Source organism: Aliinostoc sp. HNIBRCY26, from assembly GCF_050235535.1.
Taxonomy (GTDB): domain Bacteria; phylum Cyanobacteriota; class Cyanobacteriia; order Cyanobacteriales; family Nostocaceae; genus Trichormus.
On the sequence record NZ_CP189852.1, the window covers coordinates 3,528,176 to 3,553,104 of the forward strand.

The following is a 24,929-nucleotide window of genomic DNA, read 5'->3' on the forward strand; positions in this document are numbered from 1 at the left end:
ATATCTGTTAATTTCTCACACACAACTTGCGTAAATTTCATTCTGTTCACGACATTTCACAAAACACAAACACGACAATTAGGGAGAAATTTGGATTATGAGAAGCAAATTTGTAGCTATTATTGCCGCTAGTGCTGCTGCTTTGGGTAGCACCATGTTGTCCGCTCCTGCTCACGCACAAGTGTCCGGTACCAGTGATGTTGGCGTTAACGTCACAGTACCAGAAGTGCTGTATTTGCGGACTGTTCAAACTATTGATATCTCTCTTCTTCCTGCCGATTTAACCGCAGCTCCACTCACGGCAAGTGGATCAGGCTTTTTTGGTTCAGATGCGACTGGTACAGCAGACGGCACAAATGGTGTTGACACCACATCACCATTCTTCTTAACTGGCGGTAATGTCCAAGTCACCAAACAAGTACCAGCTGTCTTTGCCGTGTGGTCTAATAGCCCACGGGGTAACGGAGTTGCAGTAACTACCAGCGTAATCACTAATACTCTTAATGGAGCTAGTGGTGCGACAATCGCAATTAACGGTGTTGCCCCTATCCAAGGAACAGCTAACGTTCCTGGTCTAGTTAACCCCTTTGTCAGTGGTGTTGATTTAGACTTAATTCTGGGCGGGAACGGTATTTCTCAAGCTGGTGCTTACACTGGTGGTGTGATTCGAGTCACAGCCACTGCTCCATAGTTGAAATTGCTACTTTCAGGGAAGGTATTCACTATTGCAACTACTGAATCTACCTTACCCCTGATTTAGCGTTGCCTGACTGAGCAAAACCGAGGCTATTGATGTACAACCAATTCGGTTTTTCATAGCCTCTATTATCACCCATTTGCTACCAAAAATAGCAAGCTTTACCGATATTTTATTTTGGAAGTTGTGGCAATTTACTCAACTTTCAAAATCCCAACAAACATACACACAACTGTGATGTCTAAGGTATGTCACGGATAAAAATCTTGAGTTTTTTAAGTACAATACTAACATTACTGGTATTGCCGCAACCCCGCACTCTGGCACAATATTTTCAGGGTAGTATCGAACCGACCGAAATTTATCAATTATCTACACCGCAAAGAATAGTCATTCCCCCCTTAAATTCCTCAGAAATCACGCCTAATAGCACTAGTGAGTCAGTAGGTAGTGAAGATGAACTATTTGCACCACCAAGTTTTGATACAGTCATTACCCGCGAATTACCAGGTATCTGGCAAATGCGCGTTCCTATAGAGCAAGTTGGTCTTCTCTATGCAACTTATGAACTGAGGGCTGGGAATGGACGCATCAACACAGTTAGCTATGAGGATAACTCTGGCTCCACAGTTGCGGTTGTTTTAGAACCATTACCAATTGTTGAAATTTCCCGCGATCCCGATACTAATACAGCATTGGTAGAGGGGGGTGTGCGGTTAAAAATGGATCTTTCCAACGCACGGTTAGCAGGTGGATATACTGGTGATTTGACTGTGACTGTCAAACAACGCTAATTTTCTGCCTTGGTTCTCAGAAAATACAAAAATTGAAATTCTATGTCGATGTTGCGAAAATTTCCAGCTATAGCTTTGGCTTTAACAAGTTTACTAGCTTTAGGAATCTCTCCTGCTACAGCCTTGAATATTGGTGTTACTCCCTCTCGCTTTGAAGTAGAACTAAATAACAACAAAACACGAACCCAGTCGATTCGGATTTTAAATCTTTCTTCCGAACCTCTGCAAATTAAGGCGTTTGTCCGGTCTTGGGTGATGTCTGAAAATAATCAGTTGCAAGATGTCACCCCTGGTGCAGAATCTTTAGATCAGTGGATTATTTTTAACCCTTCTCAATTTACAATTCCTCCCCGTGGAGCGCAAACAGTCCGCTTTTCTATTCGTCCTAGAGTCAAACCAAAACCAGGTGAACACAGAGCTGTTATTTATTTCCAAGAAATACCTTCTGCCAACCAGCTCGTGGATACAAAAACTAAGACGAATGTGATTTCAACATTTGGTGTTGTCATCTATGGCTATGTGGGAGATGTGAAAAGAACTGGTGTAGTTAATTCCGTCGCTGTAGACACCAAGAAAAAAACTCCCAGTGCAGTTTTTGATATTTCTAATCAAGGTAATGCTTATGTCAGATTAAATGGTCAATATACAATTTGGCCTGCTGATAAGTATCCAGGTAATGCAGCTACAAAACCCATAGCGAATTTAGGAAATCCCAATACCAAAATCCCCGCCCCTTTGGTAGACGCAGGGTTATTACCATCTGCACCCGTCTTACCTACTAATCGTCGTCAACTGCGCTTACCAATTAGCAGAACTTTACCCCCTGGCAAGTATGTCTTGGATATCAAAGGCGACTTGAGTGGTGTAGCTGTCAATAAAAGTATCCCATTCACGATTTCTGAGCCTGGTGTTTTAGAGGCCCAAAATAAGCCGAATCAGCCGAATCTGAGAAATTCTCTACGTCGTAAATAGCTTTGAAATGTTTCAAAGTGTCCATTTAAGAGGTAGTTGAACCTTACTGTTTCTATAAAAAATATTGCAGCTCAAAAGCTTCGTTGCGCTGTTCGTAGGAATGCGTGTGCATAAATTATGTTCTACCAAACTCCAACATCCCCCCCAACAAATACAGTTCTACAGTCTGAAAATATTTCTTGTCCAACCTCTCTAGATCATAGTGATGTGAGTGGGGAACAAAAAGTGAGTGTGGAAGCACTTGCACAACCCTCTGCACCTGAGAGTATAGGAGTGGCTGAATTTTCTCCTCTTGATTCACTACCTTTGTGCGATAAAAAAGTAAATTCGGTAGTCAATAATTTGTCTGTACAAAGTTCTAATGAATCAAACAAAGAAATTGTTTCTCATCAAGACCAGATTAATAGCTCTCTGGTTTCTCAACATATTGCAGAATCAACTAGTGATAATGCGATAAATAATATAGCAGATACAGGCGAGGCTTCTAAAAAATATTCAGAAATAGATGTTAAAGGAGTTGTTAATAGAAACGAAACATCTGTTATTTTGCCAGAGTCGAATGAGAATAATACTAATATAATTACACAACAATCTGTAGATATTAATGGTATTATTACTGACTCTCCTGAAACAGAAAATACCGTCAATCAAACTAAAGGTTTATTGTTGGGAGTAATTGTTAATGAACGAGAAGTTGGCACTCTAGATGTAGTCCAAGAGAATGATGTTTTATTGATTCCTTTGCTTGAGTTTGCGAAGATTGCGGGGTTTACTGTTGAAGCAGTTGGTGAAAAAACACAATTAAACACACCACTAGGAACAGTTAGTCTAGCAAATAATGAAATAAAGACAATCAATGGCATTGCATATGTTGATACTACTTTTTTGAAAGAAAAATTAGCTACAAATATTGAGTTAAACTCAGCAGATTCATCTTTAGTTGTTAATTTTCCCTGGCGCAGAAATGCAGGCACTAGAGAGCAAACTGCTGAACTACAACCAGAAGTGAGACCTCCCAGCAGTGGTTTATCGAATTTAAGGCAAGAATTATCTTTTAATGACTATTCTGGAAGCACCAGTTGGCGTAGTTCTACCCTTTTGGGGGGACGTTTAGATGGTGGTGCTTGGCGTGCGCGCCTAGAGAATGATTTTGTCAATCAGCCAAATCTGACTGAATATTTTTTCTATAAACGTTCTGGTAGATTTCTCTATCAGTTAGGAAGACAACAAATTGGCTTGCATCCCTTAGTCAATGGTGTTAATTTAACAGGTGTGCAATTTGGTTATACCAATTTACCCCAAGATAGGTTTAATCCTAGTTACAGTGCTAGTGAGCTTTTGCCTAGACGTTCTCGTCCTTTACAAACATTTCGGGGTACAGTTCCGCCAGCTAGTTTTGTGCAATTGAGAGTTAGTAGTGTTATTGTTGCTCAACAACAAGTAGGCTTAAGTGGAGAATATGAATTTACGGATGTAAATTTACCCCCAAATCAAGCTAATGATATTGAACTTTTAGTATTTGACCGGAATAATCCCAATGTTCCCATAGAAATCCGTCAATTGAGTTTTAATGTTTCAGATTTATTCTTACCATCTGGCGGGAATGTTCAATTGACAGGTTTTGGATTGACTGGTAACTTAATTCAGAATTCTTTATTTGATGATTTCAATAATACCGACGCTGGTAAATTTACAGCTTTCTATCAATTGCGACAAGGTCTTTCTAATAATTTCACTGTAGAAGGTTTAGTACAAACATTACCAGATACAACACAGGTACAGGCTGGTTTTGCTTGGCGTTTAGCACCACCAGCAATTCTAGCAGCTAACGTTGGTACTTCTCGTGGTGGAGTTGGTTATACAACTGATTTAAGTATCCAGTTAAATCAGTTAGAAATTACTGGAAATTCTGAATTATTCCCTGTCGGTTATTTGTATACTGACCAGTCACGTGATCGATTTAACCACAGTCTGGAATTGAAATATAAATTTAGTAATGATTTTAATCTAGGTGCGATCGCTCGTAGTTACCAAGACCAAACAAATTCTAGTGAATATATTTCTCCTACTTTTTATCTTAGACCTTTTTCTGGTTTATCTTTTAGAGGTAGACCTGATGTTCAAGGACGCTACTTATTTAATGCTTTATATCAATTAAATCCCAGCAGTAGACTTTCGTTTAATACTTTTGGAGATATATATACAACAGATTTCAGTTATAATCTCAGCCGCAATAACTTATTGTCTCTAGGAGGAGAATTTGGTGGTGATTTGGCTAATCGTTACACAGTAACTCTGAATCATAATGCTCGTACTTTATCAGCATTGAGTTGGCGTTTAGGTCTAGCTTATAGTGATGGAGATGTTGGCCCAATTATAGGTGCTAATATGCAAGTATTACCCGGTTTATTTGCTAGGGTTGATTACCAAGGTATACCTTCTAGAACTAGAAACTTTTTTGGTGGAATCGGTGATGAACGCCTGACTATCTCGCTAGTATCAGATTTATCTTTTGCGGGCGGTAGGTTAACACCTGCTAACTACATTTCTATTAGTCAGGAGCGTGGTGCGATCGCAGGGCGAATTGTGGTAGATGGTGGAAAGCAAAACTTGGATTTAGGTGGCTCTATCATTCGCGTGTTTAATAGCCGAAATCAAAATATCGGTAGAGCCAAAACAGATTCTCAAGGTAACTTTTTTGTAGGTAATTTGTCAGAAGGTGTTTATATAGTTGAAATTGATCCAGAACAGCTACCTGTAGAACTGTCTCTGAAGAAGACTTCTGTAGTAGCAGAAGTAGCTGGTGCGGCTGTGACTCAGTTAGACTTCCCCGTCAGATTAGAGTATGGCATTGCAGGTAAAATTACTGATGTCTCAGGTCAGCCAATGTCAGAGGTAGAAATAGAAGTGGTTGATGCTGAAGGTAAACGAGTTACGACAGGCACAACTGACCAATTCGGTCTTTACCGTGTAGATGGTCTACCTGTTGGTAAATATACAATCCGCATTCCCGAACAGGCGAATATCACTAATAATGAAACCCTACCACAACTAGAAGTAGCCATCAGCAAAGATTTCATCTACGACCAAAATCTACAATTACCAGTTGCCGCAGCTGTGAAACAAATAGCTGAGTAGGGCATGGGGCATAGGACATAGGGCATTGGAAAGACAATAATAACTGTTGACTATTGACTATTAACTGATAGCCTAATTTCAATTACTATGTGTAATGTCATCCCATTCAACGGGCTACATTCGGCTAGCCTGTTATTACTATGCCTAAATCTAAAAAAAGCTCTAATTCTTCTATTAATTTAACCGAACCACAATATTATATTAACCGAGAGTTAAGCTGGTTAGAGTTCAACAATCGAGTATTACATGAAGCTTGTGATCCTCGCACACCATTGTTAGAACGTTTGAAGTTTTTAGCCATTTTTAGCTCTAATTTAGATGAATTTTTTATGGTGCGGGTTGCGGCTTTAAAGCAACAGGTAGAAGCAAAGGTTAGTAAGCTAACTCCTGATGGACGCACACCACAACAGCAATTAGATGATATTCGCTTACACCTAATACCTAAAGTTACTCAACAGCATCAGCATTTTGAACAAAGTATTCGTCCGTTGTTAGCAAATCACGGGATTCATATCCTGGATTACATTAACCTCAATCAAAAACAACGTAATTATTTAGATAGTTATTTTGAAGACCAAATTTTCCCGGTGCTGACTCCTTTGGCAGTTGACCCTAGCCATCCTTTTCCCTACATTTCTAATCTCAGCTTAAATTTAGCTGTCGTTGTCAAAAACCCAGACACCGATGAAGAATTTTTCGCCAGGGTAAAAGTCCCTAGCGTATTACCGCGATTTTTACCACTACCTCCAGAGTTAGGAATTCAGCTAGAGAATGGACAACCAGCGCACTGGACTGGTGTACCCTTAGAACAGGCGATCGCACACAATCTAGATTCCCTATTTCCAGGGATGAATATCCAAGAGTACCACCCCTTCCGCATTACCCGTGATGCGGATTTGACTTTGGAAGAAGACGAAGCTGATGATTTATTATTGGCTATTGAACAAGAACTCCGCAAACGCCGCATTGGTGGTAATCCCGTTCGTATTGAAATTCAGTCCCAAACCCCTGAACCAGTCCGCACCAGGTTACTACAAGATTTAGACCTCACAGAAAATGATGTCTATGAAGTTGATGGTCTGGTGGGACTACGTGATTTGATGTATTTTATGGCTTTACCCTTGCCAGAACTCAAAGATCCACCACGCCAGTCTGTAGTACCTATGCGTCTACAACGGTTACGCGAACCCAGTCTTGACCCAGATGTCTTAGAGTTGGATGAAGGTAAGGACTTCTTTTCCGTAATTCGCGAAAAAGATTTATTTGTCCACCATCCCTATCAATCTTTTTCCGCTACGGTGGTACGCTTTATCACCCATGCAGCCCACGACCCCAATGTATTAGCAATTAAAATGACTTTGTACCGCACATCTGGGGATTCGCCGATTGTTAATGCTTTAATTGCGGCGGCGGAAAATGGTAAACAAGTATCAGTTTTAGTGGAATTAAAAGCCCGGTTTGATGAAGAAAATAATATTTACTGGGCGAGAAGATTAGAACGGGTAGGAGTACACGTTGTTTATGGTTTGGTGGGTCTAAAAACTCATTGCAAAACTGTTATGGTAGTGCGACGAGAAAAAGATAGAATGCGCCGCTATGTGCATATAGGTACCGGAAATTATAACCCGAAAACAGCCAGACTATATACAGATTTAGGTTTGTTTAGTTGTCGGGAAGAATTAGGTGCGGATATTACAGATTTATTTAATTTCTTAACAGGATATTCCCGGCAAAAATCCTATCGGGAATTGTTAGTTGCGCCGGTGAATATGCGCGATCGCTTTTTAGAATTGATTCGGCGTGAAATCACCAATGTGCAGAATGGTTTGACTGGTCGCATTGTGGCTAAAATGAACTCTCTTGTTGACCCACAAATCATAACTCATTTATATGAAGCTTCTCGCGCTGGCGTGCAAATTGATTTAATCATTCGGGGAATTTGTTGCTTACGTCCTGGACTTCCTGAACTGAGTGAAAATATTCGTGTGATTAGCATCATTGGCCGCTTTTTGGAACACTCCCGAATGTACTATTTCTACAACAATGGACAGGAAGAAATCTATATTGGCAGTGCTGATTGGATGAGTCGTAACCTAGACCGCCGTGTGGAAGTGATTACGCCAATCCGCGACCAGGATATTGCTAAAGATTTGCAAGAAATATTGGGAATTATGCTGGCAGATAATCGCCAAGCTTGGGATTTACAAGGAGATGGCACTTATGTGCAACGCCGCCCTGGTAATGATTGTCCAGAGGCCAATTCTCAAATAACTCTGATGAATATGTCCTTACGTTCTACCAACATCACAACAAACTTAATGGATGCTAAAAAAAGTGCTTCAGTAACAGATAATTAGATCAAGTTCTTGCTTTATCAAAACTTCAATTTTCTCCAGCAGTTTGAGAGATTTCTTTGGTTATAGTCCAACTATTCAACCATAGGATAGAGTAACTTTTAGTATTCCTTCCCATAAACTGGAGGGATTATCGTATTTGATTTCCCTGGAATGTTAATGATCTCTTGTGAGTCTTCTACCTTACGCGTTCTAGTGGTTGATGATCACGAACTTACTCGCCTAACTTTGCAATTAGCTTTTGCAGGTCAGGAAAATATTCAAGTGGTTGGTTCAGCTAGTAACGGCCAAGAAGCAGTAGAAATGGTGAAATCTTGTCACCCTGATGTAATTGTCCTAGATTTACAGATGCCCGTCATGGACGGTTGGATTGCGTCGGGAGAGATTAAAGCTATCTCTCCCCATACTCAGATATTGGCTTATTCTTCAGTGGAAGAAGCCTTTCTACCTGACAAGAAAACAATGCCGAACTTTGATGAAGTTTGTAAGAAAGATGTCCCAACTAGTGAATTAATCGCTTTAGTTAGACAATTAGGACAAAGTGCAGGGAATGGTTCTATTTCTAAGTAGACAAAATAACTAGAGACTAGAAGTTAGGCGTTAATCAGAGAATTTGTCATTTGAGAATTGAGAACTGTTCGTAATTAACTGCATTGAAAAAAATATTGTGCGTGTATTCCCTATTAATGCCAAATACTCGTAGCTTCAGCCTCAAAATTGATCACGTAATTTATGAGACGGAGTTGAGTTTGATTGATTCTATATGTCAATTGAAGATGTAAAGCGATGGCTGCTAACTACCTTGCTGATGGAAGTTAACTGTCACTGAGTGACTAGTCAACAACCCATAAGCAAAGATTTGCAATTTAGTTGTCCTATGGCTTCACTCTCAACGCTGCACTTCTAGCCTCTAGCCACTTAATTATTCCCAGCCTAGGGAATAGTGCGTGAAAATTCCTCAATTAACTCATCTAATTCTTCCAAGGCTTGATTCACATCTACTCTTAAAATTCCTAAATTGGGTTGTTCTAAAAGACTTAGTAGATATTCACGCTTACTCTGAACTGCGGCTATCCGTTCTTTGAGAGTCTGTAAATCCATGATGTTTTTACCTTGAATTCGCTTCAAATCTAAACTTAACTCAAAAAGAGCCGACTTGTAACTGTTCGCGAATTAGATAATTAGCGATCGCATCCCAGACTTTAGTCCGATAATAAAACTTGATGTGTTAAGAATTTATACTATCCTGGGATTGATTATGTTACGCCAAATTTCTTTGGGGACTCTTGGTCTAAGTGTCGGTGCTGTTTTGACTCTTGTCGGCTTTGTGGCTTATGCCGCCGATAACGCTACACTCAATTTAGTCGGATTCTTCTATGGTTTTCCCCTACTTTTAGGGGGATTAGCACTAAAAGCTAATGAACTTAAGCCTATTGCTTTTAGTCAGCCCACACCACCTCCTGTTGTAGTCTTGCGTGAACAACAGGCCACCGTCACACAAAATAAAATTCGTAAAGACGTAACTCGCTACTGCTATGGACAAGATGCTCATTTAGATGGCGCGCTGACTTATTTGGGTTTAAGTCCTACAGATGAGGAAAGACCAATACTTACAGGGTTACGAGAAACAGAAATCAATGGTGCTTATGCCTTAATTTTAGAATTTGATTCACCTTTGATACAAGTAGGTACTTGGCAAGAAAAGCAAGAAAAAATGACCAAATATTTCGGGCCGGGTATAGAAGTAAAAATTACATCCCTCGATGACAGCACAATTGAATTAACTTTGATTACCAATACCCCATCGTAATTCGATATTTGGCAGAAGAGATTAAAAAGTAAACAGTTAAAAATAACTGGATTTTTGGCATTTCTCCCTGTGGGTGAAGCTTTGGCGTTGCTAACGTCAGTCACTCATAGGGAAAAACCTATTTTGTGCAGTTCACATCATCAACTGTTATATAGGAATCCGCTTTGATTCCTGAAATCATTTGCGTAGGAAGGGAACAGGGAACAGGGAACAGGTTAGAAGGAACAAAAGTGTACGGAGTTTTTTTCAGAAATCAAATATGAGTCCTATACCTTTAACTTGCAGATTAATATTAGCAGGGTAGCATGAGTATAATCTTTACCCTGATTTACTTCTCTAGACGGACTGCATACCATTGTAAATATTTGCCGACACCAATATCTAATTCACAACTGGTATCAACTAAATGTTGAGCTTGTTCTGCTAAAGAATCAAATTTTTGTAACTCTAATGGCAAATCATTGAAGTCAATTTTCTGCAATTCATTTTTGAGTTTTGCCAATAATTCTGCTGTTGTCAAAAATTGTTCTGGCTGATTGGTTTCGAGAACAACAAAATTGTCTTGTTGGTACATTAATGGATCTGGCATAGGGGGATTCCAACTTAAAAAAATATCCTATCACTTTGCAGGCAAGGGGTCAGAGAGCAGAGGGGAGAACCCCATAAATAAATTTAGGGGCTTTAAATCAGGACGCATTATTTCTGGTGGCACTCTCGACTGGAAGTGATTGAAACCCTGATGACAGTGGAAATACAGAATGTCGCGCCCCTGCTCTCCTGCCTCTTTAGTCAGTGATTTTACTGAGAAGAAGTGCATAAATTATTGTGAATTTTTGTGAGGTTGGGGTTAATCAAATCATATAATTCACACAAGTATTTATATGTAATGCCATCATCTGTTTCTAACCAGTCAATATCATACCTCAAGAGATTTTTTAATATCACTTAATAGTAAATTTACTGATTGCTGCTGAGTGTTGAAAGTAACTTATATATTATGTAAAGATATCATGCTTGGCATTTGAAGTTTTGCTAGTAGACGCAATTAATATGGGGTATATCGGGAAATATAAAACTAACAATTCTGAGCATCGGTTAACAATGGGCATAAAGTTCATGACTAACTGTATTTGCTATACAAATTAACAAACCTCATATGATGCTTTTCTCTTGCCTAAAGATTACTGGACATTTTTTCATCCCAATAGGTTTCAAGAGTCGATGGAACAGCTACTACTCCCCAAGGAATCAATACCTTAATGAAGGATTATTATTGGGCGATCGCATAAATTTTAGTCAATATTTACACACATTATTCAACCAAAGACTAATATTATCCCTGCTACGGGGTAAATTAGCTGAAGAGATTTCGCTAATTGCCTGTAATCTGATTAACACTAAGTAAATATTCTCGCCTCCAATTAGCTAATTTTTCTAAAATTCGCTCCACAAAGAGCAATATACTTCTAGATTTACTCATCTTTAACATTTCAGAGAATTCCTGTGGAACGCAACTCATGTCACGCATAAGCCCATATTCTCTTACTAAACAACCTCCTGTAATTTTGGTGGCTGATGATGACACTACCATCCGAACAATGTTGCGTAAAGTGATGGAACAAGAAGGCTATCGAGTCATTGAGGTGACAGATGGTAAGCAGTGTATAGATGCCTATGAGGCTGTTAAACCAGATATAGTCTTGTTGGATGCTGTGATGCCAATCATGGATGGCTTTACGTGCTGTAAGCAACTAGTACAAATTGCTAGAAACAATTTAATTTCCGCTTTAGCCAATGTAGATAATGATTCTTCTGGCTTGGATAGTACGATCATTTCCAAACTGTGGGAACGGACTCCGATATTAATGATCACTAGTTTAAATGATGAAGAGTCCGTAGACCGTGCTTTTGAAGCAGGAGCGACAGACTACATTACCAAACCGATTCATTGGGCAGTTTTACGCTTACGTTTACGGAGATTATTACAACAAGCACAAGTGTATAAACAGTTGGAAGCAGCAAACCTCGCTTTGCAAGAACTAGCGAATGTAGATGGTTTAACTGGTTTAGCTAATCGTCGTCGGTTTGATAACTATTTAAATACGCAGTGGATTAATTCCGCACAAACAGGATCTCCCTTATCGCTAATCCTGTGTGACATTGATTTTTTCAAGTTTTATAACGATTGCTATGGTCATCCAGCCGGGGATGTTTGTTTGCAAAAAGTGGGTACAGTCTTAAGTAAGACAGCAGAAAAACATCGAGATTTAGTAGCTCGTTATGGCGGTGAAGAATTTGCGGTAATTATGCCGGATACTCACGCTTCAGGTGCAATTTATGTGGCTCAAGCTATGCAAAGTGGCGTGAGCCATTTGCGAATTGCTCACGAAAAATCCGAGGTGAGTCAATATCTTACTCTCAGTATGGGTGTGGCAACCATCACACCTGGATGGGAGGTTTCGCCTTCTGATTTAATCGCGGCGGCGGACAAAGCCCTTTATCAAGCAAAAGCCCAAGGGAGGAATCGGATTTGTTGGATATCGGATGGTTAGGATTTAGGGGTGTGGGGAGTGAGGAGTGCTGAGTGGTGAGTGCTGAGTGGTGAGTGCTGAGTGTTGAGTGGGAGACAAGGAAGATTTTACTTCAACACCTAATGACTAATGACTAATGACTAATGACTATTGACTAATGACTAATGACTAATGACTATCTTAAGAAGGACACACTGGCAAAGTAAAGTGAAACCATGCACCACCTTGGGGGTTAGAGTCTACCCAGATTTGTCCGTAATGCGCTCTAATTATACGTTGGCATAAACAAAGACCTATGCCATAACCTTCAGTGGCTTCATCTCGTTCTAGGCGATAGTGATTTTCAAAAATGCGATCGCGATTTTCTGGAGGAATACCGGGGCCTGTGTCACCAATGCTAAATTGCACTTTCTGGGTAGTGCGATGTAACCCAGCAATGCTGATTGTGCCATGTTCTGGAGTGTATTTAATGGCATTATCCATTAAGTTGACTAGCACTTGACGGATGCGTTCTGGATCAGCATAGACATAAGGTAAATCATTGGGTATGTCGGTTTCTATGTGTTGGAATTTGGCTGTGTAGCGGTCGTGTAGTTCCTCCATAATCTCTAAACACATTTGACCCAGATTAGTTTTTTGTGGTGTGATTGAAAACTCTGTATCATTCCCCCGACCTACTTGTAAGAGATCGGCGATCATTCTATCTATGGTCTTAGTTTGGTTACGGGCTTGTTTGAGGAGATGAGCAATTAATGCTGGTTTGAGACGTTGAAATTCTCCAGTTTCTGAATTGTAGTTAGATTGTAGGGTATCAATGGCGATCGCCGCAGCTGTGAGGGGGTTGCGGAGGTCGTGGGCTAACATCCCAATGACTCTATCCTTAAACTGTAATTGCTCTAGGAGTTTTTCTTTTTCTTGTTTCAGGTGAAAAATTTCATCTGACAGTCGAATCAACTCCGCCGACACCGCTATTGAACTAATAGATGATTTGGGTTGTGAAATTTTGCCATTGTCATCTACTCGTTCTTGTAAATCTTCTTGCAGTTTCTGATAAGTTTCTGAGGCGGCTTGCCAGCGCGGCCACCAACTTTTCAACTGGGCAATAATATTACTACCGGCTAAAATCTGTCTAGGTTCTGGATGAATTTTGATTAAAGCTGGTGTCGCCACTAATTTGAAGTGTTCTGCCAAATAAGGCTGTTGACTCACATCGATGATTTGTAGTTCAAAATTATACCCAGCCTGTAATTCTTTTAAGTAAGCACGGATGCGCTGCACCTGCGGCTTAGACTTTGGTCGTCCATCAATAAACAGCAGCAGCTGGAGGGGAGCTTCAGAATAAATTGGCTGATCCTGGGAAACTTGCATGTCATCGTGTTTCAGCACTGGCAACAACCTGGCGACGTTTTGCGGAATTTAGATTAGACTGACGGTTGTCGATGGTCGTTTTTTGTTATCAATTTAATCTCTATTTTAGATTTTTCATACACCCATCTGATCGGGCTTTTTGGCATGAGATACATTTTTTTGGGTTTTTTGTTTCCAATTTGGCTAACTTGTTGGCAGACAAAGGTTTTTGCTATGGAGTCTCAAACTCCATCACCTCTTCATCATACTCTGGCTTCGGAGTCAACAGATGAAAATTTTTATACTCAGGCAAGTCATATCATACAGCAACATTTGGATCTCATTGCCCGAATTGAGCAGGCGTTAGTTAATCCTGATGCTAATCGGTTACGAGATGTGAGGGGACAATTAACTTCTCAGATGAAGGCTACTGAAGGATTTCTTCAGCGTCAGCATCCTGTTGCTCAAGTTGTATGTAATTCACCTGACCTTTCCTCTGCACCTGAACAATTCACGAAACCGCAACTAACAATATATTGCTCTTTGTATGGTTCTAGCCAGGAATTATGGAAACTTGCACCTGTACTTGATAGGAGTTTGTCGCGTCGGGGTGAATTAGCCCTGGTGAGAAAGTTACCTTTAGTAAGTGGTGAGCGTCAATCAGATCCTATATTGTCGATCGCGCCTGTGCAGCATCCCCACCTGAACAAGCCAGCGACACCGTTTGCTATTTGGGAAGCCAATCTAGCAGGACAGTTTGCTGACAACTCTGATAACTCGACCTTGCCGATTATTGGCAGAGTCGGTAAGACGGCTATAGCTAACTATAACCCACCAATACAACCAGCGATCACACCCCCGCAAACAGCACTGACGATTTTGGCTAATGCTAAACAGTTGCTTTCAAATGCCCTGGTGAGTTTTCCTAGTGACTATCAGTTTCGGGATGCTCAAACAACTGCGGCTAGCTTAGACAGATTTACGTATAGTTTAGATCCCCAAGAAGGACAGACTTACGCTAAGTTTTTACAGTTACCGCGTACTGGGATTTTCCGTGTGTTAGCTGCTTCAGCTTATGAACGTCCACTGAATACAGTGTGGAATCGCTTGCAACCCAGCGTGAGTGAGCGTTATCCCTTTCCAGCCTTGAAAGATGCCCAAGGAAGTTTTAAACCTAGTTTAGCACTGAAGTTAGTCGGCGATCGCTTCCAGATGCAGCATTTGGGAGTAGATTACAGTTTTATGGTGGATCTAGGCGATATTCCCTTAGAGAAGTTGGATCAGCAACTGCAAGCTGTAGCATCTCCCACCAGAGAATTTTTCCTCAACTACCAACCACCCAAACAGTTAGAGAATTTACAAATAGATAGACGGCGGTTCTTGACTGGTAAAGACCAGAATTGGAATCTCGACCGAATTATTTTGACTGATGCGACAGCTAAATTAAATCACACATATTTGATGCGATCGCTGCAATTTCAGCTACCAGAAATTATCCTACATGGTCAGCTAGTTCCGGCGGAAAAAAGACGCTACTTAGACGCATTACAACAAGTCCGCAGTAGCGATATGCTCATCGCCTTCCGTCCTGTGCGTCGCCGTCATGACGGTAGTTACACTGTGTTGTGGAGAGTTGTACGTGAGTTACCTGCACCACAAATTTTAGATTTGTAAGGGGTTAGGTGGAGTAAAAATATAAGTTTTTCATTATTGAATTGTTCAAAACTTCAAAATATCAGGTGGTTACACTTAAGAATATTCATGCAGAGAAAATTTGATTTTGGTAAAATTTTAGAGGAACATCAGTAGAATTTCTCAGCAGACATGAATATTCTTCAAGACACACCCCATGTTGCCATATTCTTACGGACACTTGTGGGCGGTGGTGCTGAAAGAGTCATGGTTAACTTAGCAAATACCCTGACTGAGCAAAATTTCAAAGTAGATTTGGTACTTAGTCATGTAGCTGGGCCTTACTTATCACAAGTATCGCCTAAAGTGCAAATTGTCGATTTAAAAGCACCGAAGTTACCCTTGAGTTTGCCGAAATTGGTAGGTTATTTACGGCAAAAACAGCCCCTCAACTTATTGTCTGCATTGCATTACCCGTGTGAAGTAGCCATCTGGGCGAAATATTTGTCTGGAGTTTCTACACAAGTAATCGTATCGGAACGTAATACACTGTCTCAAGAAGCCAAATATTCCCCGGAAATCACAGCTCGTCTCACACCTTTAGCCGCTAGGCTATTTTATCCATTTGCAGATAAGGTGGTGGCTATTTCTCAAGGGGTAGCAGATGATTTATCCCAAATCACCAAAATTCCTCACGAACGTATTCAGGTAATCTACAATCCAGTCATCACGCAAGACATTCTTCGCAAAGCGCAAGAACCAATTACACATCCTTGGTTTCAACCGGGACAATTACCAGTGGTATTGAGTGTAGGGCGGTTGATGCAGCAAAAAGACTTTCCTACATTAATTAGAGCCTTTGCGCGAGTGTTAAAGGTGCGTCCGGCGCGATTAGTGATTTTGGGTAGCGGACGAGAGCGATCGCATCTGGATCAACTAGTACGTGAACTAGGTCTGCAAGATCACGTAGCTATGTTAGGATTTCAAAAAAATCCCTATACTTACATGGCAAAAGCTTCAGTATTTGCCCTATCTTCAGCCTGGGAAGGATTCGGTAATGTGCTTGTAGAAGCAATGGCTTTAGGTACACCGGTGGTCTCTACAGACTGTCCCAGTGGCCCCGCAGAAATCCTCAATCATGGAAAATACGGTTTACTAGTACCAGTTGGTGATGATGCAGCGATGGCAGAAGCAATTGTTAAGGCTCTAGCAGGGAATTGTCCCACAGTTGATACCCAATGGTTAGAGCAATTTACTTCCCATACAGCCATGAATAAATATATCAAACTTCTAGATATCGCCTAGTCCATCTACAGCAATTACATACTTAACTAAATCAGCATGAAAATTTTGATTCAGCACAGACATTTAAAGCATGAAATTGCTGGTGTTCTCACATACATTGATGCTATTACACCAGAATTAGAAAAAAGCGGCGTTACAGTTCAAACTGTCTCAACTAGAGCCGATAAAATTCTCCAGTGGGTCAAACTCATTGCTGGCGCAGATATTGTGCATATGAATTCTAACGATCTATTATTTGCCCTATTGTGTAAACTACTCACTAAAAAAATCATTATTAAATATCACTACTGTTTTTATCAATCTATTCATTCTCGTTATGAGCAGATGACCTTTTTCCAAAGGCTAAAAACAGAGTTTTACCGCACTCTCCCCAAATCTAATTATCCCTTAAAGTGGAAGTTATTTACTTTAGTAAAATGGGCAAGATTAGCTACAAGAATCACTACAGCACTTGTAGCTAATAGTCACACAGCTTGCAGCAATTTTTTAGGCGAATCTTGCGCTTTTCCTTGGAAGGTAGCGACTTTATATAATCCGATTACTGTCAGATCACCAATTCAGCAAAAACAGCTAAATACATTAGCTAACCCTCATAAATTCGTGTTTGTAGGCAGATTAGATAAAGATAAGGGAGTAGATATTATCTTACAAGCAGCATCAATCTTAAAAAAGGAAAATCGACAGTTTCAAATTGAAATTATTGGAGATGGGCCAAAGGCAGCAGAATTAAAACAATTGACATCTGATTTAGAACTCACTAATTGTGTGACTTTTCTCGGAAAACTGCCCAACTCAGAGGTAATTGTCAAATTACAAGATGCTTTAGCTTTAGTAGCACCCTCCCGATGGCAAGATCCAGCCCCCTATGTAGTTTTGGAAGCTGCTAGTACACAAACCTGTGCAATTGTCTCTCAAATGGGTGGTTTGCCGGAAATGGCAGGTTCACAAGGGTTTTTCTTTGAAAATGAAGATTTTCGCGGTTTAGCCACCTGCATGAGATACTGCCTAGAGCATCCAGAGGAGGTAATTCAGCGTGGTGTTATGGCTAGCCAATATGTTGCGGAAAAGTTTTCTGCTCATGGTGCAGCTACTCAACTTCTAGATATTTGCCAGCAATTAATCCCAATGAGCAATTCGCAATTAGTTAACGCCCAGCTACGCTAACGCAATTACTTTCTTTTGATTCCCATATCTAATGAGGACAGTTTGCGCTAGGGTAGGAATTGACAAGCGTTTGTGATTTCCAGTGTTTCTCTGTAAACGTCCAGTTGTATTCTTCAGTTTGGCTGTTTTACTCAATTTCTTAACAGCCTGTGCCAATGCACCAACTGCTAAAAATCTGGAACAGTCTTTAGCCGCAGATCCCAGGTTAAGTAACAATCCAGCAGTTTTAGGTCAATCTCCTACAGGTGAGTCAACACCAGGAGTAAATCAACCATCGACCCAGTTACCTGCGGATTTTCCACAAGATATCCCCTTATATCCCAACGCCACACTACAGGAAATCACCCCTGCTAGTGGGACAGAAAATCAGGTATCAACTCGTTGGCTGAGTTCTGACCCCAGCAATGCTATTACTAGTTTTTACCGCAACCAGTTGCAAGCCAATAACTGGCAAATTGAGCAACAGCCAACAGATGATGTAGAAGGAAGTTTTACTGCACGACGCAATGATTTACTGCTCAAGGTGTCTATTCAGCCTCAAACTGTAACTAATCCTGCACCAAATCAACCACAAACCTCTACATTACTCAAGATTGAGTACACACCAAATAGCACTGCTTCCACGCAACCGAATGCAACTGCATCAAATAATGATGTTCCCCAACCAGGTGATCCACAGTTTATCGGCCCAGTACCGCCTGTAACCTTGGCAACACAACCAACACCAACAAATCAGACATCGACAGCGCAAGTATTTAGCGATGTGAGTAAAGCACCGCTACAAACACAGCAATATATTCAAGATTTAGCAGCTTTAGGGGTGTTTACAGCAAATTACGCAGCCAATAAAAACAATTCTCCCGACACAAGCAAGCAATTTGAACCAGGTAAAATTATTACCCGTCGAGAATTTGCCCGGTGGTTAGTGGCTGCCAATAATGCGATGTATGCTAATAATCCTGCCAAGCAAATTCGCCTAGCGGCTGAAACTACCCAACCAACTTTTAGTGATGTGTCGCCTCAAGATGCTGATTTTGCCGCAATTCAGGGATTAGCAGAAGCAGGATTGATTCCTAGTCCCTTATCTGGTGATTCTACGGCTGTGTTGTTCCGTCCTGATGCACCCCTCACACGGGAACAATTGGTGTTATGGAAAGTACCTTTAGATACACGCCAAGCTTTACCTACGGCTAATTTAGAGTCAGTGAAAGAAACTTGGGGTTTCCAAGATGTCGGTAAAATCGACCCCAAAGCATTACGGGCTGTTTTAGCAGATTTCTCCAACGGTGAACAAGCCAATATCCGTCGTGTATTTGGTTATACAACCTTATTGCAACCCAAAAAACCAGTGAATCGTGCAGAAGCGGCGGCAGCATTGTGGTATTTTGGTACTTCCGGCGATGGGATATCGGCGACTGAGGCACTGAAGTTAAAGCGATCGCCATAAAAACAACAGGTATGCTGGAATTTTGACTAGCTTGCTAGATTAGGTCAAGAAAAATATTTTCCAAACTTGTTTGATTGGGACTACCTGCGGTCAATCCACAGCAATGATGAAAATACCCTAACAATGAATCTTGCTGATGATTTTTCCTGATATGTTATTGATAGTTAAGTAAACTTACTTAAACAAAATCACGTAAGCAGACACTAAACTTACTGTGATGCTGTTAACTGTCTCTATCAATACAATTTTCCTATTCAATTAAACATGAAAACCAATTTTGTAGCAGCAGGATTTATCACCCTATCTATGATGCTGCCACTTAAAGCTTCGGCTGCGAACTTTACTGGACTTTATGTATTTGGTGATAGTTTAGCTGACACAGGTAATATCTTCAATTTCACAAGTAACGTTTTACAACCTCCAACACCGACACCACCTAGTCCGCCATATTTTCAGGGACGCTTTTCTAATAATTTGATCTGGGTTGATTACTTAGGAGAAAAGTTAGGACTACAACCAACTTTAGCCAGTAATATATTGCTGAATAACGCTGCTCCTACCCAGGGAATTAACTTTGCTACTGGTGGAGCTAATTCAGGATTTGGTAATGCCATTGCCCCTAACGCACCCTTACCCGGAGTATTAGAGCAAGTTACAGGTTTTATTCAAGGTAATGGCAATATCGTAGATCCTAATGCACTTTATGCCGTAGTGGGAGGCGCGAATGATTACCTGTTTCCAAAAGTACCTAGTAATCCTAATCAACCAAAGCCCTACAATAATATTTTTCAGTCTGTAGATAGCCTAGTCAAAGCTGGTGCTAAAAACATTGTGGTCTTCAACCTGCCAGACTTGGGTGTACTTCCAGGATCAACTATACCAGGTCGCAATCCACAGCTTCTCACCCAGGAAACTCAAGAGTTTAATACCAATTTAGCTAAGGATTTAGCAACTATTCGTCAAAACCCAAACATTAAACTGACTGAAGTTGATGTTTATTCTCTATTTAATAGTTGGCGGAAATCTCCAGAAAAATTCGGTTTTACGAATGTTACTGATGCGTGTTTGCGATTTACTAGTTCCACCACTTATATAACTTGTAATAATCCACAAGAATATTTATTTTGGGACAGTATTCATCCTTCCAGCCAAGCTCATAAACTGATAGCAGATGCGGTATTCGTACCAGAACCTTCAGTCACGATGGGAATGTTAGGATTAGGTGCTGTGGTTACATTAGGACTTTTCCAACGTCAAAGTCGAAAGTCAACTTCAGCGACTAAGTAATGTTCTGGAGCTAGCAAAATCCATGTGGGCAAGCGATCGCTTATTTGCAACTATCACGGAATTAGTCATGCACCATTCTCCTAGCGGTGCAGAAGCAGAAATCAATCAATTATTGCTACAGCGATTTGCTGCTTTGGGTGTGGAAGTCTGGAGCGATCGCGCTGATAATATTATTGCCAAAATTTCGGGAAAAGATGCCAAAAGAGCGATCGCCATCACTGCCCACAAAGATGAAATTGGTGGAATAGTTAAAAGTATCGGTGATCAAGGTAGGGTAGAAGTCCGCAAGCTTGGCGGTGCTTTCCCTTGGGTATATGGGGAAGGCGTGGTGGATTTGCTAGGAGACAACGAAACCATCAGTGGAATTCTCAGTTTTGGTTCGCGCCACGTCTCCCATGAATCTCCGCAAAAAGTCCAGCAAGAAGATACAGCTGTTAAATGGGAAAATGCCTGGATAGAAACTAAGCGCACTCCAGAAGAATTAGAAGCGGCTGGGATTCGTCCAGGAACGAGAATGGTGATTGGTAAGCACCGTAAACATCCGATCAGACTCAAAGACCATATCGCCAGCTATACTCTAGATAACAAAGCATCGGTAGCGATACTATTGGCTTTAGCAGAACATCTGAAACAGCCAGCCGTCGATGTGTATTTAGTCGCCTCTGCGAAAGAAGAAGTCGGAGCGATTGGAGCATTATTTTTTACCCAAAATCACAGTTTAGATGCGTTGATTGCTTTAGAAATTTGTCCATTATCAGAGGAATATCCGGTGAAAGACGGAGAAAATCCGGTTTTATTATCTCAGGATGCCTATGGTATCTATGATGAGGGTTTAAACGGACAATTGCGTCAATGCGCCAAGCAATTAAATCTGTCTCTACAGCTAACAACCTTAAGCGGCTTTGGTAGTGATGCTTCAATTGCCATGAAATTTGGCCATGTAGGGCGTGCTGCTTGTTTAGCATTCCCCACCCAAAACACCCACGGATATGAAATTGCTCATTTAGGTGCGATCGCTAACTGTATTATTCTATTGAAAGCTTTTTGTGAAACTGAATTTGAGTGAGTCACAACTTGGCCAGCATTCTAAAAACTAGTATGCTGACTCAGCACTTCCATAAGCCGATGACGGGATTTGAACCCGTGGCCTGCTGATTACGAATCAGCTGCTCTACCACTGAGCCACATCGGCACACACGATACAAGATTATAGCATGATTATTTACCTATGGTGAAACCAAATTCCCAAAACAATCTGAACCAAGAGAAATTTGCTCGTCTCAAAGCTGAGGCCATATCACCCTATCGTGGCTTGCGACAATTTTTTTATGTTGCCGTTGGTGCTTCCGGTTTTATCGGTGCATTTGTTTTCTTTTTTCAACTACTAGCAGGTAGAGACATTGAACATACTTTACCTAATTTTGCTCTTCAATTAGCCATAGTAGCTTTGATGATTGTGCTTTGGCGTTGGGAAAAACGTCGGCAAGGTCGATAATAAGCCATTTTTTCCTGTTAGGTAGTTCTAATACTGAGCTATTTAACCTTTAACGCCTGATTTCTAGCAACTAATGCTCAAAAATTATCTTTTATGAGAGCGTCATATTGGCAAAATAGGGTGAATTGAGGAGATAAATTGATTAAAAAACCCTGGGGCGCAAAGTGAAAGACTTTTGTTTATTGATAAAAATTTAGGTAATTTTGCTTAATATTTTTTTGAGTAAAGCCGGATGATTTGTTTCTCGGATGATTTCCATTGTTTACATAACTTTACTTTATTTAAGAAACTATAAATTTTGATACATTTTGCAATTTAAAGAGAGAAAACATAAAAAAAATATTAGGAAATCAGGAAATCGCAAAATTTCTGAGAAACTTGTAATTGTTCAAACGAGGTCAGCCAATATAAAGACCTTGACCATAAACCCATGATTTAAAAATGGGGTCAAATTTTATATATAGACCCCAAACTTAAGAAAACCTAACTAGTGTTAGTGCCAGAGTCAGTTTTTACTGACTCTGGCACTAGCCTTTTGGAACTGAGAACTTACTAAGGAAGTAAGTCTCAGAACAGGTTATACCGATTGTGGATTGTAGATTAAAGATTCATAGACTGTTCCAGAATCTCAAAACAATACCACCTATCCCCATTTGGTATGAGATTACGGAACTCTTACTACATAGGAAGAAGGTAGGGGTTGGGCGCGTCCAGCGTTCACTAGTGCTTGGTATACAAAAGCAGCAATTTCGGCTCTAGTGGCTTCCCGATTAGGATTGAGTTGATTAACGTTGGGATAGTTAATCACTAATTGCTTGCTGGTTGCAGCTGCGACTGGACTAACCGCATAATTAGGGATCTGTGCTGCATCAGTATAAATGGAAATGACCTTTTGATTATCAGCCGTCAAACCTAGTCCATTAGCTAGGGCTACCAAAGCTTGGACTCTGGGAATTTGTTGTTGGGGTTTGAAAGTTCCATCAGGATAACCCGCTACAAATTGACTCTGATACGCTGCTTGAATAGCACCATAAGCCCAGAAATTCTGGCTGACATCTCGAAACTCAATGGCGGAACGTTTAGCAGGCGGTGTTAAAGCTTTGGTAATAATGGTAGCGAACTGGGCGCGAGTTACAGGATCATTGGGTTTAAATGTCCCATCGGGAAAACCAGCAATAATATTTTGTGCAGCTAAGGCTTCTATATAACCTTTAGCCCAGTAATTTGCAGATACATCTTTAAATGCTGTTCCAGAACCGGGTTGTTCTACAGTAGCTGCCACAAAATCAACTGCACCAAAAATCTTTTTCTGGTCGATATCGTTACCTACTGCCGAAATCCGCACCGTTTTGGTGGCATTATTTACGTCATAACGAGTGTTAGAGCGAATTAAGTTACCACCAGGATTTTCATTACTTCCTAAATTGGGTGCAGCTGAAATAGTGACGACAACACCATCTCGTTTATTGTTTTGAATGACGTTATTACGCAGAATGGGTTTGGCTGATTCTGAGATAAATAAGCCATCTTGATTCTGCACAATTTGGTTTTCCACAACCAAAGGCGTAGACGTTCCACCAATTGCGATCCCAAAACCTGTGTCTTGAAATAAGTTATTGCGAATTTCACCTTGAGCAGCCTTAGCAACGGAAACGCCGTTACCAGTATTCTGAACAAAGATGTTACTTTCAATTTTGGGATTGCCTGTACCTGTGACAAAAACGCCATCCCTAACGCTTTTTGTAAAAGTATTGTTTTTGATAATCGGATTAGTTGATTCTACCCAGACACCTGTGCCACGTTGATTGGGGTTGGTGACAGTTAGACCTGAAACTGTGGTGTTTTCAGTCGCTAAAATCGTCACATCTTGTCTAGCAAAGGTGCGACTAGTGTAAAATCCACCACCTGTAATGACTATTCCTTGCCCTTTACTAGCTTCATCGCCCCGCAGTGTTACCCCAGGCTTGAGAGTTAGGGGAAATTGTTCTCCAGATTGACTGTTATAAGTTCCAGGTGCAAGTTGAATAATCGTACCTGCTTGAGCCTGGTTGAGAGCGTAGGTAATGGTTTTATAGGGTGTATTAGCTGCATTACCAGCACCTGCGGTATCTGCACCAGTGGCAGGATTAACATAAATTACGGGTGCAGTTACGGGAACCTGAGCGGTGATATGAGACTGGCTGGCTTTGGGGTTGGCTTGGACAGCATGAGAAATTAGTGTGATGGAGCCAGTAGCCAAAAACAAAGCGATGATTCCAGTTGATAGGGGTTTCACCGAAAATATAGTTAAGCCCTGATGTTTCATTTTTACGTCTGTAGCTTGCTGAATGTGGGTTACTTGAATGGGTGTTATGTAGCCAATATCTAGCTACCAAACTTATGCAAAACTATAGCGGATGACTAAGGTATCAGCAGCTATGTTTCGCAAGAAAATACATAAATCGTCTAGATTGAGGCGAAAAATCTGAGATCACAAGTTATGGGATAAGAAGCGATCGCTCCTAACTTTTGTATATTAGATCACAAATTTTTCTCAACAATCTATGTTTTTAATTCATAAAAATTTAGATATTTCAGGAATCGCAATCAAGCTGATGGGGGTGTGAGGGTGTAGGGGTATAAGGCGATAAGGTTCAGTTAAGGTGGTGAGAGTTAATTTCTCAATTTTTGCTCTGCCGATTAGACAATGAGCAAGATTTGGGGGAGAATCCCCCAATCCCCCTCCAAAATCATTTTTTCGTTTTTTGTTGAGTGATCATTTGCTGGCTTGGTTGAAATTTATTTTTCCTATCTGAACCGTATTGGGTTATGAGGGTTGAGGGGAGGAAAAAGTGTTTCTTCTGGATTTTGGAGCCACTTGCTAATACCATTTCACGAAAAACCTGATACAGATGTAAACCCTGAAAGCTTTGCTGCATCTAAGTTTTTTAATTGCGAATTGCGAATTGCGAATTGT

General features: G+C 40.6%; 19 protein-coding genes and 1 tRNA gene. 15 read left to right on the plus strand and 5 right to left on the minus strand.

The window, feature by feature from the left end:
• Nucleotides 1-97 precede the first annotated feature (97 nt).
• From ACQFX9_RS15115 to ACQFX9_RS15140, 6 genes are all read left to right on the plus strand, one after another.
• Nucleotides 98-691 carry a hypothetical protein gene (locus tag ACQFX9_RS15115; protein ID WP_427162744.1) on the plus strand — a complete coding sequence of 198 codons (594 nt, stop codon included), beginning with the start codon at nucleotides 98-100 and terminating at the stop codon, nucleotides 689-691.
• 254 nt (nucleotides 692-945) lie between these two features.
• Nucleotides 946-1,491 carry a hypothetical protein gene (locus ACQFX9_RS15120; RefSeq protein WP_427162745.1) on the plus strand — a complete coding sequence of 182 codons (546 nt, stop codon included), beginning with the start codon at nucleotides 946-948 and terminating at the stop codon, nucleotides 1,489-1,491.
• Nucleotides 1,492-1,533: 42 nt separating this feature from the next.
• Complete coding sequence (locus ACQFX9_RS15125; RefSeq protein ID WP_427162746.1) at nucleotides 1,534-2,463, plus strand: fimbrial biogenesis chaperone; 930 nt, start codon at nucleotides 1,534-1,536, stop codon at nucleotides 2,461-2,463.
• Nucleotides 2,464-2,580: 117 nt separating this feature from the next.
• Complete coding sequence (locus tag ACQFX9_RS15130; RefSeq protein WP_427162747.1) at nucleotides 2,581-5,601, plus strand: carboxypeptidase regulatory-like domain-containing protein; 3,021 nt, start codon at nucleotides 2,581-2,583, stop codon at nucleotides 5,599-5,601.
• Nucleotides 5,602-5,741: 140 nt separating this feature from the next.
• Nucleotides 5,742-7,958, plus strand: coding sequence for a polyphosphate kinase 1 (ppk1, locus tag ACQFX9_RS15135; protein WP_427162748.1), 2,217 nt, complete (start codon nucleotides 5,742-5,744; stop codon nucleotides 7,956-7,958).
• Nucleotides 7,959-8,108: 150 nt separating this feature from the next.
• Nucleotides 8,109-8,525 carry a response regulator gene (locus ACQFX9_RS15140; RefSeq protein ID WP_427162749.1) on the plus strand — a complete coding sequence of 139 codons (417 nt, stop codon included), beginning with the start codon at nucleotides 8,109-8,111 and terminating at the stop codon, nucleotides 8,523-8,525.
• 363 nt (nucleotides 8,526-8,888) lie between these two features.
• Here the strand turns inward: ACQFX9_RS15140 and ACQFX9_RS15145 are convergent, their stop codons facing one another.
• Nucleotides 8,889-9,056 carry a hypothetical protein gene (locus ACQFX9_RS15145; protein ID WP_427162750.1) on the minus strand — a complete coding sequence of 56 codons (168 nt, stop codon included), beginning with the start codon at nucleotides 9,054-9,056 and terminating at the stop codon, nucleotides 8,889-8,891.
• A 157-nt stretch (nucleotides 9,057-9,213) separates the two neighbouring features.
• Here ACQFX9_RS15145 and ACQFX9_RS15150 point away from each other — a divergent pair, with 157 nt between their 5' ends.
• A complete protein-coding gene (locus ACQFX9_RS15150; protein WP_427162751.1) occupies nucleotides 9,214-9,765 on the plus strand; it encodes a DUF2854 domain-containing protein in 552 nt (183 codons plus the stop codon).
• Nucleotides 9,766-10,093: 328 nt separating this feature from the next.
• Here ACQFX9_RS15150 and ACQFX9_RS15155 read toward each other — a convergent pair whose 3' ends face one another.
• Nucleotides 10,094-10,354 carry a chlororespiratory reduction protein 7 gene (locus tag ACQFX9_RS15155; RefSeq protein ID WP_427162752.1) on the minus strand — a complete coding sequence of 87 codons (261 nt, stop codon included), beginning with the start codon at nucleotides 10,352-10,354 and terminating at the stop codon, nucleotides 10,094-10,096.
• A 928-nt stretch (nucleotides 10,355-11,282) separates the two neighbouring features.
• Between ACQFX9_RS15155 and ACQFX9_RS15160 the strand changes: the two genes are divergently transcribed.
• A complete protein-coding gene (locus ACQFX9_RS15160) occupies nucleotides 11,283-12,317 on the plus strand; it encodes a diguanylate cyclase domain-containing protein (RefSeq protein WP_427162753.1) in 1,035 nt (344 codons plus the stop codon).
• A 159-nt stretch (nucleotides 12,318-12,476) separates the two neighbouring features.
• On the opposite strand, the gene ACQFX9_RS15165 is transcribed toward ACQFX9_RS15160, so the two are convergent.
• Nucleotides 12,477-13,682: a histidine kinase gene (locus tag ACQFX9_RS15165; RefSeq protein ID WP_427162754.1), complete on the minus strand. Its 1,206-nt coding sequence runs from the start codon at nucleotides 13,680-13,682 to the stop codon at nucleotides 12,477-12,479.
• 126 nt (nucleotides 13,683-13,808) lie between these two features.
• Here ACQFX9_RS15165 and ACQFX9_RS15170 point away from each other — a divergent pair, with 126 nt between their 5' ends.
• From ACQFX9_RS15170 to ACQFX9_RS15195, 6 genes are all read left to right on the plus strand, one after another.
• The gene (locus tag ACQFX9_RS15170; protein ID WP_427162755.1) at nucleotides 13,809-15,317 is read left to right on the plus strand and encodes a hypothetical protein; all 1,509 of its coding nucleotides are present in this window, start codon (nucleotides 13,809-13,811) and stop codon (nucleotides 15,315-15,317) included.
• Nucleotides 15,318-15,467: 150 nt separating this feature from the next.
• Nucleotides 15,468-16,580: a glycosyltransferase gene (locus ACQFX9_RS15175; protein ID WP_427162756.1), complete on the plus strand. Its 1,113-nt coding sequence runs from the start codon at nucleotides 15,468-15,470 to the stop codon at nucleotides 16,578-16,580.
• Nucleotides 16,581-16,616: 36 nt separating this feature from the next.
• Nucleotides 16,617-17,744, plus strand: coding sequence for a glycosyltransferase family 4 protein (locus ACQFX9_RS15180; protein ID WP_427162757.1), 1,128 nt, complete (start codon nucleotides 16,617-16,619; stop codon nucleotides 17,742-17,744).
• Nucleotides 17,745-17,826: 82 nt separating this feature from the next.
• Nucleotides 17,827-19,191: an S-layer homology domain-containing protein gene (locus ACQFX9_RS15185; RefSeq protein WP_427162758.1), complete on the plus strand. Its 1,365-nt coding sequence runs from the start codon at nucleotides 17,827-17,829 to the stop codon at nucleotides 19,189-19,191.
• 264 nt (nucleotides 19,192-19,455) lie between these two features.
• A complete protein-coding gene (locus ACQFX9_RS15190; RefSeq protein WP_427162759.1) occupies nucleotides 19,456-20,478 on the plus strand; it encodes an SGNH/GDSL hydrolase family protein in 1,023 nt (340 codons plus the stop codon).
• A 22-nt stretch (nucleotides 20,479-20,500) separates the two neighbouring features.
• Nucleotides 20,501-21,544: a M42 family metallopeptidase gene (locus ACQFX9_RS15195; RefSeq protein WP_427162760.1), complete on the plus strand. Its 1,044-nt coding sequence runs from the start codon at nucleotides 20,501-20,503 to the stop codon at nucleotides 21,542-21,544.
• Between the two features lie 54 nt (nucleotides 21,545-21,598).
• Here ACQFX9_RS15195 and ACQFX9_RS15200 read toward each other — a convergent pair.
• Nucleotides 21,599-21,670 (minus strand) — tRNA-Thr (locus ACQFX9_RS15200).
• A 36-nt stretch (nucleotides 21,671-21,706) separates the two neighbouring features.
• Here ACQFX9_RS15200 and ACQFX9_RS15205 point away from each other — a divergent pair.
• Nucleotides 21,707-21,973 carry a DUF3493 domain-containing protein gene (locus tag ACQFX9_RS15205; RefSeq protein WP_427162761.1) on the plus strand — a complete coding sequence of 89 codons (267 nt, stop codon included), beginning with the start codon at nucleotides 21,707-21,709 and terminating at the stop codon, nucleotides 21,971-21,973.
• Between the two features lie 664 nt (nucleotides 21,974-22,637).
• Here ACQFX9_RS15205 and ACQFX9_RS15210 read toward each other — a convergent pair.
• Nucleotides 22,638-24,278 (minus strand): DUF1565 domain-containing protein, encoded by a 1,641-nt coding sequence (locus ACQFX9_RS15210; protein WP_427162762.1) that lies wholly within the window; start codon nucleotides 24,276-24,278, stop codon nucleotides 22,638-22,640.
• Nucleotides 24,279-24,929: the final 651 nt, after the last annotated feature.

Bases quoted from the DNA above. Each gene is read 5' to 3' on its own strand.
- ACQFX9_RS15125 (WP_427162746.1), top strand. From the start codon at position 1,534: ATGTCGATGTTGCGAAAATTTCCAGCTATAGCTTTGGCTTTAACAAGT.
- ACQFX9_RS15150 (WP_427162751.1), top strand. From the start codon at position 9,214: ATGTTACGCCAAATTTCTTTGGGGACTCTTGGTCTAAGTGTCGGTGCT.
- ACQFX9_RS15180 (WP_427162757.1), top strand. From the start codon at position 16,617: ATGAAAATTTTGATTCAGCACAGACATTTAAAGCATGAAATTGCTGGT.
- ACQFX9_RS15140 (WP_427162749.1), top strand. From the start codon at position 8,109: ATGTTAATGATCTCTTGTGAGTCTTCTACCTTACGCGTTCTAGTGGTT.
- ppk1 (WP_427162748.1), top strand. From the start codon at position 5,742: ATGCCTAAATCTAAAAAAAGCTCTAATTCTTCTATTAATTTAACCGAA.
- ACQFX9_RS15120 (WP_427162745.1), top strand. From the start codon at position 946: ATGTCACGGATAAAAATCTTGAGTTTTTTAAGTACAATACTAACATTA.
- ACQFX9_RS15145 (WP_427162750.1), bottom strand. From the start codon at position 9,056: ATGGATTTACAGACTCTCAAAGAACGGATAGCCGCAGTTCAGAGTAAG.
- ACQFX9_RS15190 (WP_427162759.1), top strand. From the start codon at position 19,456: ATGAAAACCAATTTTGTAGCAGCAGGATTTATCACCCTATCTATGATG.
- ACQFX9_RS15205 (WP_427162761.1), top strand. From the start codon at position 21,707: ATGGTGAAACCAAATTCCCAAAACAATCTGAACCAAGAGAAATTTGCT.
- ACQFX9_RS15160 (WP_427162753.1), top strand. From the start codon at position 11,283: ATGTCACGCATAAGCCCATATTCTCTTACTAAACAACCTCCTGTAATT.
- ACQFX9_RS15155 (WP_427162752.1), bottom strand. From the start codon at position 10,354: ATGCCAGATCCATTAATGTACCAACAAGACAATTTTGTTGTTCTCGAA.
- ACQFX9_RS15130 (WP_427162747.1), top strand. From the start codon at position 2,581: ATGTTCTACCAAACTCCAACATCCCCCCCAACAAATACAGTTCTACAG.
- ACQFX9_RS15175 (WP_427162756.1), top strand. From the start codon at position 15,468: ATGAATATTCTTCAAGACACACCCCATGTTGCCATATTCTTACGGACA.
- ACQFX9_RS15115 (WP_427162744.1), top strand. From the start codon at position 98: ATGAGAAGCAAATTTGTAGCTATTATTGCCGCTAGTGCTGCTGCTTTG.
- ACQFX9_RS15210 (WP_427162762.1), bottom strand. From the start codon at position 24,278: ATGAAACATCAGGGCTTAACTATATTTTCGGTGAAACCCCTATCAACT.
- ACQFX9_RS15195 (WP_427162760.1), top strand. From the start codon at position 20,501: ATGTGGGCAAGCGATCGCTTATTTGCAACTATCACGGAATTAGTCATG.
- ACQFX9_RS15170 (WP_427162755.1), top strand. From the start codon at position 13,809: ATGAGATACATTTTTTTGGGTTTTTTGTTTCCAATTTGGCTAACTTGT.